This is a genomic window from Ferroacidibacillus organovorans, from assembly GCF_001516615.1.
Taxonomy (GTDB): domain Bacteria; phylum Bacillota; class Bacilli; order Alicyclobacillales; family SLC66; genus Ferroacidibacillus; species Ferroacidibacillus ferrooxidans_B.
Genome location: NZ_LPVJ01000030.1, coordinates 61,140 through 72,460, shown reverse-complemented (window position 1 = coordinate 72,460; position 11,321 = coordinate 61,140). Strand labels below are relative to the sequence as shown.

The window sequence follows — 11,321 nt, the reverse complement described above, 5'->3', positions numbered from 1 at the left end:
GCCGTCACCCCTTGCAGTGATAAGTCCGGCGGTCCGTCACAAGGTGATCCATGCGAATGTCATGAAGTTCTGTCGGCAATTCTTGAACAATCTGTCCATCAAACGCCACCCCGACTTTTACCGCCTGACGCGATGTGTTGGCCAAGTAACGATCATAGAATCCTCCGCCATAGCCGAGACGAATCCCGCACAGCGTAAACGCAAGCCCTGGAATCAACAGCAGATCAAGCGCCTCGACCACCTCGCCGCGCGGCTCCCTGATTCCATAATAGCCAATCTCGACATCAGATACGTCACGCAGTTGACAAAAAACAATCGTGCGCCGATCTTCAAGCACGCGCGGCGCGTACACCTTTTTCCCTTCGAGAAGCAACGTCTCAATCAGTCCGTCAAGCGATACTTCCGATCCCATCGCGAGATACACGCCCACCGTGTTGGCTGCCGCCAGTTCAGGGAGTGCCGTCACACGTTCTGCGATGTCGCGACTCCAGCTTGCGCGAAACCCCGGCTGAAACGCATCGCGCACTTGTCTCATTCTCATGCGCCACGCCGATTTAGGATCAGCACGATTCCACATGACCCTACCTCCTCTAGCTGTCGACCAAAGTGTCCGATTTCTCTTGTGAACTGTCAAGACCCATTCCTGTGAGAATGCCTGACGGAATGGCCAGTGGCGCCGCCAGACCCGACGCGAATACGGATGTGAGAAGAATGAGTAACCCAAGCAGACCCGTTGCGGTGAGAATACGCGCGCTAAATGTGCGGCCCGTAGTGACAAGTGCCGCTGCAAGCGCCGAAAAACCAAACGCGAGATGTATCATCGTGTCTTCAACAAGCGTTTCGTGTAGTATAACAGAAATCGCGATGATCATCACCCAAAGAAAGGGTGCGAAATTGTGCAACAAAACGTTTCGCAGGTTGTATAGCAAAGCGCCGAGCGTCACGCCGATCACCGCACCTGCAAACACATCGATCGGCCAGTGTACGAGCAGGTAGAGGCGCGAGAGTGCAAGCAGCAAAACCCATGCACACACAGCGATAACCCGGAGAGGCGTGACACGCGTCAAGAGCAGCAAATACGTAAACACAGCGCAGGCAAGCAGGACATGACCGCTTGGGAAGGATGCCCCTGCAGCCGATTGCAAATAGAGCGGCTCAACGTGCAGATGCAGATACGGACGTTTTGTGTCAAACGCATGCTTGAAAAGGTCAGTGACTATCATCGCAGCGCTCGCCGCAAGAAAGAGGGTCTGTGCCTGTGCAGCGCGTCGGAAAAATGCGAGTGCCGCCGCCCACACCGTGAATGACGCGTAATTCCCTAAAAAAGAAACACCTATGAACAACATGTTGAGCAGTGGCGAGCGATGATGAAAAAGTGCCAGCATGAATTCTGCCTGCAGCGTCTGCCACCTCCGGGCAAAAATTTCTAACGGCACTTGCATGGGAGACTGCCTGTCTGTCCCTACCCTATGCACGCGCACTCGCGTCAAGAACGGCTGTGCTACACTACGGGTACCGTCCTTGTAAATGGACGTTTTACCATGTTGAAAAGGAATGAGTCGGGTGCTTCTCACGCTAAAAGATGTCGTGCTCCATTTCGGCGGTCAACCCGTCCTGCGCGGTGCAAATCTTGATGTCAAACGCGGGGAGCGCGTCGCGCTGATCGGACCAAACGGCGCGGGAAAATCGACGCTGATGAATGTGGCGGCAGGCACCCTTACACCTGAGTCCGGCTCGCGCGCCGTGGAGCGCAACGCAACCATCGGTCACGTAATGCAGCGAAAAGACGCGCACGCCGATGAGACGGTCTGGCGCTACGCCCGGTCTGCATTTGCCGATGTCGATGAGCTTGAAACGGCGATGCGCGCGCTCGAAGCGGCGATTGCGAACGCATCACGGCAAGGCGAGATGCTTGAAAAACTCCTGCGCGACTATGACGCAAAGACGCGCGCATTTGAACAGCGCGACGGATTCTCCGCTGATGCAAAGACGCGTCGCGTACTGCATGGCCTGCGATTCACATCTGATCAGTACGACACACCGTTCACGTCTCTCTCTGGCGGACAAAAGACACGGCTGCAACTCGCGCGGCAACTCTTGATTGAGCCTGACCTGCTCATGCTCGATGAACCGACGAACTACCTTGACCTGGAAACACTTGCGTGGCTTGAAGACTACCTGCGCAGTTATCGCGGGTCGCTACTCGTCATCTCACATGACCGCTATTTCCTCGACCGCGTCACAACTGTCACTTACGCGTTGGACCGCGGACAGACGGTGCGCTATCCAGGAAACTACAGCGTCTGTGCCGCGCTTAAGGAAGAGCGCGAGGCGCAGCAGGTGGAGGCGTTTGAGCGGCAACAAGCGGAGATTGAGCGGATTGAGGATTTTATCGCCAAAAACATCGTGCGCGCATCGACGACCAAACGCGCGCAGAGCCGCCGAACATGGCTTGCACGCCTTGAGCGGGTGGAGCAACCCACCGCGCGCAAACTCCCTTTCGTCAATTTTTTGCCAGAGACCACAAGCGGTGTCGAAGTGCTTGAAATAAGGCGGTTTAGCGCACAAGTCGGCACCCCGGGACGCAACTTGTTTGCACCGGTTTCCCTCACGCTAAGACGCGGAGAGCGCGTTGCACTCCTCGGAAAAAATGGGGTTGGCAAAACATCTCTCCTGCGCGCGATTGCAGGGGTTGGCAAAGGTTCAGGGGATCTTCGTTTCGGCACAAACGTGGAACTTGGCTATTACACGCAGGAACAGGAACAACTCGACCCAGCGCTGACCGTCCTCGAAACGCTCTGGCGCGTTTATCCAACGCGCGCGGAGACAGTGATCCGCACGAAACTCGGTCACGTGCTGTTTCACGGAGATGATGTGTACAAGCGGGTGGGTGATCTGAGCGGAGGCGAGCGCAGCCGACTCGCACTTGCGATTCTGTCACTCTCTTCGGCCAATTTACTCCTGCTTGATGAGCCGACGAATCACCTCGACATCGAAAGCAAAGAGGCGCTCGAAGCGGCGCTCCTCGACTTTCCTGGCACGATCTTTTTTGTTTCGCATGATCGCTATTTTCTCGCGACGCTCGCCACTCGCATTCTTTCGCTCTCTGAAGATCGCCTGATCGATTTTGCCGGAGATTATGAAGCGTTTCTCGCGTCTCAGGCTCAGACAAGCGACGATGCAGCCAAAGCAAAAGAAACCGTTCGCGCAGCGCATGTGACACCTTCTTCAGAGCCTTCCTCGACAAAAGATGAACGCGAACGCAAGCGGGCGGAAAAGTCGCAAGATCGCAAACGGCAAGCGAGACTTGCCGCAGTCGAGCAGCAGATTGCACATTTAGAGGAAGAAATAAAGGTGGATGAAACGCGCCTGGTTGAACTGTCCGAGCGCGGCGACTGGGTAGCGATCAACGTACAGAATGAGCGCCTTCAGGAGAAAAATGAATGCCTCGCCGCCGCGTATCGCGAGTGGGAGACACTCTCTGAAGAAATGTAACACTTTGCGTCACGGCGCATCATCAACCTTTGGCGATGCCCGTCATCTTAGCGGCCGTTTTATTGTGCAGCCACGCCGCGCAGAATTTGTAGCAAATCAGCGCGCGCCATAATAGACCGAGAGCATGAGCGGGGAAATACCGTTTACTTTAATCCCTGACAACCCCGGTTCCATTTGTAAACAATTCTCCACAACAGAAAGATCGTTCACTTTGACAGCCTTGATAAACCGCTCTTCCTGATTCATATCCATACGCCTCCTCTCTTTCTCCACAGGGTTATCCACAGATTCTGTGGATAACCCTGTGGGTAACTCTGTGGACAATCGATCATTTCGTTATGGTTCACATTCTTGTCACATCATAGCATTTTAAAGGTCTTGCAAATTTAATTTCGATAGATTACATTTTGATTGCAAATCGGTTACATAGAAATAACCGTTTGGTTACAGTAACCGACCCAATCCTTTTGGAGGTGTATCCAATATGAACACAAAAATTGCTAAAATGGCTGCTGCTGCTTCTCTGCTCGTAAGCCTCGCCTCAGCCGGCAGTGCATTTGCCGCCACAACCCATCACGTCGCAAGCGCAAAACACGTCACAAAAGCTGCTGCGAAGAGTAAGGTTAGCACGTCGAGCAAGAAAAAACCGATGGACAAAATGAAAGCGACCGCCGCTGTGCAATACGCACATGCAACCCTGTCCCCGTTTAAAGGCAGTAAAGTGCATGGGACGGCAATGCTCGACCTGAACACAAAGACGGATGTCCTAACAGTCATGGTGATGGTCTCCGGTTTAAAACCGCACAGCGTTCACCCCGAGCACATCCATTTTGACAAAGGCGGCAAAATGGGCGGCATGGCGTTTGCACTCACAAACCTCGTGGCTGACGCGAAAGGCAACGCAATGGCAACCACTGTGATCAAAGGCAAACACATCATGAAGATTCCTGCAAACGCGTGGGGTATCGTCGTACACACTGGACCAAAGATGGTTGGCAAAGGTGACATTCCTGTCGCAGAAGGTGCAGTCGTACTCGGCAAATAAGCATTACGATCCATCCCGACCCAAGCGTTAAAATTCACATAAGCAGGAAGGTTCGCTGGACGCGAACCTTCCCCTTTTCATTTGCAAATCCATCTTTAGCCTCGCTACACTAAGGCATACGAGCAAAAAGCAGCGCAAACAGCGGAGTGTGACGATAAAATGCCCATTCATGAGCGATCCTTTCAGGCGATGAACACCACCTTTTCGCTGCGCATCGATCTGTCCAATTCGACGCTGTGTTTTCACCAAAGCGAACACCCTGAAGCATTTCTAAAGAAACTTGAACGCGAAATCACACACACCGAAGCAACGCTCTCACGGTTTCGCGCAGACAGTGAGCTCACATTACTCAATCAAACCATAGGTTCACCGCGACACATCTCACCTTTGATGCGTGACGTGCTCACCCAATCGATCATCGCCCACAAGCGTAGCGGCGGAACGTTTGACCCGCGCATCCTCTCTTCGCTTCACCGCACAGGTTACCCCGGTTCTCCTCTTCCCGCGCATGTGCTGCATACGCTGATCGACAAAACCCAGCCGCTTGTCACATGGCTTGCCGTCGATGAGATTATCCTGCATGCACCGATTGATCTTGGCGGAATCGCCAAGGGGTTTACTGCGGATCGCATGCTGTCGCGCGTGATGGATACCTACAGGGAGAGTCTGCAAGGCGCGATCATAAACGCTGGCGGAGACATCGCGACCGTCGGGACACAAGCCACCGGAGAGCCCTATCAATTAGGCGTGCAGCACCCCCTTCGACCTAATGAACTGGCAGCGGCAGTTCAAATGCCTGAGACACCCTGCGGCCTCTGCACAAGCGCGACCTGGAAACGGCAGTTTACGCAGGATGGGCGCACGATGCATCACCTGATTGATCCGGGTACCGGCGACTCAATAGATACAGACATCCTTGCCGTCACGGTTCTCGGCGAAAGCGCTGTCAGCGCCGAAATCGATACAAAGCGTATTTTTCTAGACGATACAACCCTTGATCGCAAGCGCGCCGCATCTCTCATTTTTCGCGCGCCACCTGGCAAAGATGGCATTTATGCCACGCGATCTGCACCCATAAAAAAACACCTGACGTGGTATGCGCCAGATGTGACGTGGATCGATGATTCAGCGGAATAATGCCCTATCCCCGCGCTTTTTGCGCTTCGTCGCAGGCGCTTTGTACCACGCCTCAATCGACTCCGTCGCACGCCCGTGAGCGTAAGATCATCAAACATGCCGCGCACATAGCGATCGTACCCAGCCGCCGCGATCATCGCCGCATTGTCTGTGCAAAGCGTGACAGGCGGCACGACAAAGTTCACCCTAAGCGCGTCACAGCGTGCGCGAAGCGCCACTCGCAATGCCTCATTCGCCGCCACACCCCCCGCCAAAACGAGTGTGCGCTGCCCTGTCTGCATAAGCGCCGCCTCCGTTTTCGCACACAGAGCCTCGACGACTGCCGCCTGAAAACTCGCCGCCAGATCAGGGATCGAACTCGCGATTCCCGCGCGTTTTTCCTTGTCGAGAACGAGCATCACAGACGATTTTAGCCCGCTAAAACTAAAATCAAACGGGCCATCTGGAAGCTTTGCAATTGGAAACGCATAGCGCGTCGGATCACCCCTTTGCGCAGCTTCGGAAATCGCGGGCCCTCCCGGATAGCCAAGGCCCATGGCGCGCGCCACTTTGTCAAACGCTTCTCCCGCCGCGTCATCGCGCGTCTTGCCAAGCCGCACCATTTCACCCGAGGCTTTAACATCAATCAAATCCGTGTGCCCACCCGACGCGATGAGCACGAGGTAAGGAGGTGTCGCGCCGTGCGACAAGGCAGACGCGACCATGTGCCCTGCGAGATGATGCACCCCAATAAGCGGAAGCCCCGTGGCGAGCGCGAGCGATTTGGCCGTCGTGACACCGACAAACAGCGCGCCGATAAGCCCCGGTCCATACGTGACGGCAATCGCGTCAAGATCAGAAAAGGTCACACCTGCATCCCGCAGCGCCTGTTCAACCACCCGGGTCATCATCTCCGTGTGCGCACGCGATGCGACTTCCGGCACGACGCCGCCAAACGCCTGATGCACCTCAATCTGCGAGAGCACCACAGAACTCAGAATCTCGCGACCGTTTCTCACGACAGAGGCGGCCGTCTCGTCACAACTCGACTCGATGCCAAGAATGGTGACATCTCCGACGCCAAGTGTCTCCACGGGTGCCTTTATTTTCGATTGCGCAGCGTTTTCGCGCGATTCATTCTGCGGCATGAGAATCCTCCTGTACAGAAACACGCGGGAGATCGACCCACATTACCAGAGCATCCTCATGATTGTCAGTATAATATCCCTGCCGAATGCCCCCAGGCTGAAACCCCAGTTTCTCATAGAGCGATTTGGCCGGAGTGTTTGACACACGAACCTCAAGGGTCATCTTGATCGCACCAAGCGCCACCGCCTCTGCCATCGCGTAGCGAAGCAGCGTCTCTCCCAGCTTCTTGCCGCGATACGGCGGAGCCACCGCAATGTTTGTGATATGCGCCTCATCGATGATCACCCACATGCCCGCATAGCCGATGATTTGCTCGCCAAGCATCATTAGCGTATAGCGCGCAAAGTGATTCTCCGTGAGCTCCCCGAGAAACGCATTGCGCGACCAAGGCGCAGAAAACGAAGCCTTTTCAATCACGAGAATCGAATCGATATCGCGCACGTTCATCCGGCGAAACGTGAGCGGCTTTCCATCGACACTATGTTTTGTCCACTCACCCATGGCCAACGCCTCCGAATGGATGAGTCGCGGCCTCGGCCTGCGCCAATTGAAGATAGCGCGGTACCAACTCGTGCGCACGCTTGATAACCTCCTGCTCACTCCAGTCTCTTGCATCTAAAAGCGCAGCGCGCGCCGCCCCCAGCACGTCACGCGCGTAAACGATAGAGATCGCGCGCCCCTCTTCAATGCACGGAATGTCAAGCGTAGCGAGTTCACGCGCAAGCGCATGCGCTCCGTCTCCTACAACCGTGAGTTCACCTTCGGCCAAGAGGTGAGCGCGCATCCAGGCGGCCGTCTCGCGATACTCTGCACGCGTCTCAAGTTTGAGCGGTTGCCAGTCCATCCCTGCCTGATACACCCCTGTATACGCGGCGTTTCGCCGTGCGTCAAACGCGACAGCCACGACGCCTGTGCGGCGTTTTGTCTGGCGCGCCGCCGCCTCAAGAGAAGAGACGCCTACGACTGGAATGCGCCTGGCAAACGCAAACGCCTTTGCTGCGCTGACTGCGATGCGAACACCCGTATACGAACCTGGCCCAAGCCCCACGGCAATTCCCGACACATCAGAAGCCGAGCGTCCAACAGCCCGAAGAAGCTGCTCGAGCACCGGATGCAGACATGTCGCATGCGCACGCGCAGCGGCGAACGTCGTCTCTGCGATCACCTCTCCATCCTCTGTGGCGACTGCCACAGAGAGGCGTTCTGTCGATGTATCCATCGCTACTTGGACCATTCGTTCACCCACGCTTCAAACACCTCACAAGCCGTTCGTCCCGCGGCAGAAAGGGTCACGAGGCGGCGTTCGTCTGCCTCAGACAGCAAAAAGTGGATACAAAAGGCGTCTTCTGGCGCATAGCCGCCCAAATACTCAGACCATTCCACCACCGCGACCCCCTCCCCAAACAAATATTCGTCAAGCCAATCCATCTCCACCTCGGTCGTCTCGGCAAGTCGGTACAAGTCGAGATGATAAAGAGGAAGCCGCCCGGAGAGGTACTCAAGCACGTACGTAAACGTTGGACTCTGCACATCTTCGCGACAATCAAGCCCTGCTGCAAACCCGCGCACAAACGTCGTTTTTCCCGCGCCAAGTCCTCCGCGCATGAGAAATACGCTGCCGCGCGAAGCGACTGTCCCCAAAGACCTGCCTAAGCGTATCGTCTCCTCAGGTCCCGTAAGCCACAAGGAGAGCCCACGCTGCGCGACCCGTCCCATCTGTCCCTCTTCGCAAAGCGCGATCGTTTCCGTCAAGGCGCATCACCTGATTTCCTTGCCGCCGCGAAACGCGGCTCCAAAATGGTTATAGCCTCGTTTTTCTAGTGTCTGATAAACACCTTGTGCAAGCAGTTCAACCCCCGGAGCGCCATCCGTCACGCGCCCAATCACTGTAAAGCGAACACCAGCCGCCTGCATTCGCGCGAGCACCCGCCCAACGCTTCTCACATCAACCGTCCCCACCAGTTGGTAGTCCTCACCGCCGTAGAGCGCAAAATCAAGCGGATCGAGCCGCCCCAGTCGCGCATATGCGCGAAGCGCGGGCGGAATGGGGACCCGGGCCGCCTCGATCACCAGTCGGGCTCCGCTCGCCTCAGCAATCTCGTGCGCTTCCGAAGCGAGCCCGTCTGACACGTCATTGAGCGATGTGCACCCTTCTTCGACAAGGATCTGCGCCGCGATAAACTGCGGCGTCGGCCGCTGATGACGCTCCCGCAAGAGCGATTGGTCGAGTGGATTCAACATGGCGAGTCGATCTGCAAAAAACGCGTGCAGGAAACCTGCTGATCCGCCGAGATCCCCAGTCACAAAGAGAATGTCCCCAGGTTTTGCGCCTGAGCGAAGAAGGGGTTTATCAAGCAACTCTCCCGTCGCGGTCACACTGATGACAAGCGGACCGCCCGTTGACACAACATCACCGCCGACAAGCGTTGCGTCGTACATGTTGCACACATCTGCCATACCGCGATACACCGCAAGAATCTCTTCGACATCCGTGTCAGGAGGCAGTGCGAGTGTCACGAGCAAATGGCGCGCTACAGCACCCATCGCGGCGAGATCGCTAAGCGTCGCAACGGCCGCCTTTGCCCCCGTCAACTTCGGCGTCATGGTCTCACTCGTAAAATGAACACCTTGCACAAGCGCATCCGTCGTCATGACCACGGGTCGCTCATACGTCACGACCGCCGCGTCATCGCCTATTCCCACCATGACGCGCGGGTCCGCGCGCCAGACGATCTCTTTTAGTCGTGCGATCAGCCCAAACTCTCCGATTTCATGGAGGCGCACAGTGATCACCGCTCTCCGTTGCGCTTCGAATCAATGCCGCCATTATACCCATATTCACCATCAGCGGGCAATGCACCTGCCGCGCTCACACTCCGAGTTGACTGCGCGCCACCAAAAATACATGGGTGGAGAGCTTTTTCATATCGACGCCAGGAACACCTGTCAGCACAAAGGAGAGAATGCGCGAGCGCCCGGACTTTAGCCACTCTGGTTTTGTGCTATGCGTGACATCGTCGAAGTATTTGTAGGTTGAGCGGCTGAGCAGGGATTCTCCGTGGCCAAAAATGAGAATCGCCATCACTTGATTGAGCGCGATCGGGCTTTGTGACTCGTTTCGCACGGCCACGTTTACCGTGAAAAATTGGATGTTGCGAACACGCCCCGTGACGACGACCGATTGCACCTGCGTGACAACCGGAAGTGTGCCAATGGTCAGTGTCGGCGCATTCGCCACAGGCTTGCGATACATCCAGATCATGTGCACCTGACGGGAGGCATGCATTGAAAAAGGCGGTGTCGGGTTGGGCGTAAACGACCACGGCAACTGGCCGTGCGGCGGAATGATTCCGGCTGGCCCATTGACAAAATACTCCCAATCCCCCTGTTGCATTGGTGAGAGTCCCGAGGGGCCTTTAAGAATAAACAGCATCCCCTGAAGTTCCTTTCCAGCAATCGGACGGTCACTCTGATTGACAAGGGCGGCATGCACGGTCACGCTTTGTGGCGCAAGCGACATGATTCCGCTCGTCGGCGGCGCGGTCACCCCCCCGTGAACGGTTTCGCTACTGGCTTGCACAGTTGTGGGAAGCACACTCACTTTTGCAACGTCAATCGGCGCGAGCGATGCCGAAAATGTGCGCGGTTCAGCGCCAGATGAGACGGTATCTTCATGCAGGAGCGATTGCTTTGCAAGAAATGGAATGGTGCCAAAGCTTCCGTGAAGCGCGATGATCACCCACGCAACACACGCAGTAACAACTGCCCCGATCCCCCACCATGCAGGCTGGCCGTACCGTCTGCGAATTCTCGCCGAAGTCCGCGGTGTCACCGTTTTGGCGCGCTCTTCGATCCGCTTGAGGACGCGCGCCTGCATCTCATCCGTAAAGGTTAGATCGCTTTTGTCGCGGGCAAGGGTGCGCAAGAGCGACTCCAGTTCATCCGGCTCTTTTAGATCATCTCGATTCATAAATAAAATCCACCCCCTAACCCCTCGCGAAGCATGGCGCGCCCTCTGTGTAGTCTCGTTTTCATCGCGCCGACACTCGCTTTGGCCACACGCGCCGCCTCTTCAACCGACAATTCGTGTCCATAAAAAAGCCAGATCGCCTCGCGATAGACATCCGGCAGGGCATCTACCGCTCGCCACAGCTGATCGCGCTGCGCGCGCTCAACCACCGTGTTTTCAACCGCGGGATGCGCCACACCTTCTTTCTCCGGGATTGTCTCCACGGGCGTCACACGCCTTGCTGCCGCTCTCAGATAATCTTTTGCAGCGTTTGCCGCAATCGCCAAGATCCATGTTTTATAGCTCGATTCATTGCGAAAGTCATCCAAATGGTCGTACACTTTAAGAAAGACATCTTGCGACAGATCTTCTGCAGCGTGCCGATCATGCAAATAGTGATCGATCAGGCGGATCACGTCGTGACCAAACGCGCGCATCAATTCTTGAAGAAGGGATACGCGTTCTTCTTGAGACTGAGGCGACAACGGATTCACCTGCCTGCGTCAT

At 55.9% G+C, this 11,321-nt stretch carries 13 protein-coding genes; 3 read left to right on the top strand and 10 right to left on the bottom strand.

Annotation, left to right across the window (positions count from 1 at the left end):
* Positions 1-4: 4 nt before the first annotated feature.
* Positions 5-577 carry a 5-formyltetrahydrofolate cyclo-ligase gene (locus tag ATW55_RS08195; RefSeq protein ID WP_067715384.1) on the bottom strand — a complete coding sequence of 191 codons (573 nt, stop codon included), beginning with the start codon at positions 575-577 and terminating at the stop codon, positions 5-7.
* 13 nt (positions 578-590) lie between these two features.
* On the bottom strand, positions 591-1,442 hold the full coding sequence (locus tag ATW55_RS08190; protein WP_067715381.1) for a phosphatase PAP2 family protein: 852 nt from the start codon (positions 1,440-1,442) through the stop codon (positions 591-593).
* A gap of 112 nt (positions 1,443-1,554) precedes the next feature.
* On the opposite strand from ATW55_RS08190, the gene ATW55_RS08185 reads away from it, so the two are divergent.
* Positions 1,555-3,495 carry an ABC-F family ATP-binding cassette domain-containing protein gene (locus ATW55_RS08185; protein WP_082685661.1) on the top strand — a complete coding sequence of 647 codons (1,941 nt, stop codon included), beginning with the start codon at positions 1,555-1,557 and terminating at the stop codon, positions 3,493-3,495.
* Between the two features lie 96 nt (positions 3,496-3,591).
* Here ATW55_RS08185 and ATW55_RS16295 read toward each other — a convergent pair whose 3' ends face one another.
* Positions 3,592-3,741 carry a hypothetical protein gene (locus ATW55_RS16295; RefSeq protein WP_160327196.1) on the bottom strand — a complete coding sequence of 50 codons (150 nt, stop codon included), beginning with the start codon at positions 3,739-3,741 and terminating at the stop codon, positions 3,592-3,594.
* A 238-nt stretch (positions 3,742-3,979) separates the two neighbouring features.
* Between ATW55_RS16295 and ATW55_RS08180 the strand changes: the two genes are divergently transcribed.
* Together ATW55_RS08180 and ATW55_RS08175 are read left to right on the top strand one after the other, a co-directional pair.
* Positions 3,980-4,540 (top strand): CHRD domain-containing protein, encoded by a 561-nt coding sequence (locus tag ATW55_RS08180; RefSeq protein ID WP_067715374.1) that lies wholly within the window; start codon positions 3,980-3,982, stop codon positions 4,538-4,540.
* Between the two features lie 159 nt (positions 4,541-4,699).
* The gene (locus ATW55_RS08175) at positions 4,700-5,677 is read left to right on the top strand and encodes an FAD:protein FMN transferase (protein ID WP_067715369.1); all 978 of its coding nucleotides are present in this window, start codon (positions 4,700-4,702) and stop codon (positions 5,675-5,677) included.
* Here ATW55_RS08175 and tsaD read toward each other — a convergent pair.
* The 7 genes from tsaD to ATW55_RS08140 all read right to left on the bottom strand — a co-directional run bounded on the left by tsaD (position 5,593) and on the right by ATW55_RS08140 (position 11,308).
* Positions 5,593-6,804 (bottom strand): tRNA (adenosine(37)-N6)-threonylcarbamoyltransferase complex transferase subunit TsaD, encoded by a 1,212-nt coding sequence (gene tsaD, locus ATW55_RS08170; protein ID WP_082685660.1) that lies wholly within the window; start codon positions 6,802-6,804, stop codon positions 5,593-5,595. The two genes, ATW55_RS08175 and tsaD, sit on opposite strands and share 85 nt — an antisense overlap.
* Positions 6,791-7,306, bottom strand: coding sequence for a ribosomal protein S18-alanine N-acetyltransferase (rimI, locus tag ATW55_RS08165; RefSeq protein ID WP_067715365.1), 516 nt, complete (start codon positions 7,304-7,306; stop codon positions 6,791-6,793). The genes tsaD and rimI overlap by 14 nt, the downstream gene beginning before the upstream one ends.
* Positions 7,299-8,051: a tRNA (adenosine(37)-N6)-threonylcarbamoyltransferase complex dimerization subunit type 1 TsaB gene (gene tsaB, locus ATW55_RS08160; protein WP_067715360.1), complete on the bottom strand. Its 753-nt coding sequence runs from the start codon at positions 8,049-8,051 to the stop codon at positions 7,299-7,301. The genes rimI and tsaB overlap by 8 nt, the downstream gene beginning before the upstream one ends.
* The gene (tsaE, locus tag ATW55_RS08155) at positions 8,027-8,557 is read right to left on the bottom strand and encodes a tRNA (adenosine(37)-N6)-threonylcarbamoyltransferase complex ATPase subunit type 1 TsaE (protein ID WP_067715357.1); all 531 of its coding nucleotides are present in this window, start codon (positions 8,555-8,557) and stop codon (positions 8,027-8,029) included. The genes tsaB and tsaE overlap by 25 nt, the downstream gene beginning before the upstream one ends.
* 6 nt (positions 8,558-8,563) lie before the next feature.
* Positions 8,564-9,589: a thiamine-phosphate kinase gene (thiL, locus tag ATW55_RS08150; protein WP_160327195.1), complete on the bottom strand. Its 1,026-nt coding sequence runs from the start codon at positions 9,587-9,589 to the stop codon at positions 8,564-8,566.
* 85 nt (positions 9,590-9,674) lie between these two features.
* Positions 9,675-10,775 carry a hypothetical protein gene (locus ATW55_RS08145; protein ID WP_067715351.1) on the bottom strand — a complete coding sequence of 367 codons (1,101 nt, stop codon included), beginning with the start codon at positions 10,773-10,775 and terminating at the stop codon, positions 9,675-9,677.
* A complete protein-coding gene (locus ATW55_RS08140; protein ID WP_153005068.1) occupies positions 10,772-11,308 on the bottom strand; it encodes a sigma-70 family RNA polymerase sigma factor in 537 nt (178 codons plus the stop codon). The genes ATW55_RS08145 and ATW55_RS08140 overlap by 4 nt, the downstream gene beginning before the upstream one ends.
* Positions 11,309-11,321 lie beyond the last annotated feature (13 nt).

Excerpts from the sequence above, each read along its gene's own strand:
- ATW55_RS08190 (WP_067715381.1), bottom strand. The coding sequence starts at position 1,442 with ATGCAAGTGCCGTTAGAAATTTTTGCCCGGAGGTGGCAGACGCTGCAG.
- ATW55_RS16295 (WP_160327196.1), bottom strand. The coding sequence starts at position 3,741 with ATGAATCAGGAAGAGCGGTTTATCAAGGCTGTCAAAGTGAACGATCTT.
- ATW55_RS08180 (WP_067715374.1), top strand. The coding sequence starts at position 3,980 with ATGAACACAAAAATTGCTAAAATGGCTGCTGCTGCTTCTCTGCTCGTA.
- rimI (WP_067715365.1), bottom strand. The coding sequence starts at position 7,306 with ATGGGTGAGTGGACAAAACATAGTGTCGATGGAAAGCCGCTCACGTTT.
- ATW55_RS08195 (WP_067715384.1), bottom strand. The coding sequence starts at position 577 with ATGTGGAATCGTGCTGATCCTAAATCGGCGTGGCGCATGAGAATGAGA.
- ATW55_RS08185 (WP_082685661.1), top strand. The coding sequence starts at position 1,555 with ATGAGTCGGGTGCTTCTCACGCTAAAAGATGTCGTGCTCCATTTCGGC.
- ATW55_RS08145 (WP_067715351.1), bottom strand. The coding sequence starts at position 10,775 with ATGAATCGAGATGATCTAAAAGAGCCGGATGAACTGGAGTCGCTCTTG.
- ATW55_RS08175 (WP_067715369.1), top strand. The coding sequence starts at position 4,700 with ATGCCCATTCATGAGCGATCCTTTCAGGCGATGAACACCACCTTTTCG.
- tsaD (WP_082685660.1), bottom strand. The coding sequence starts at position 6,804 with ATGCCGCAGAATGAATCGCGCGAAAACGCTGCGCAATCGAAAATAAAG.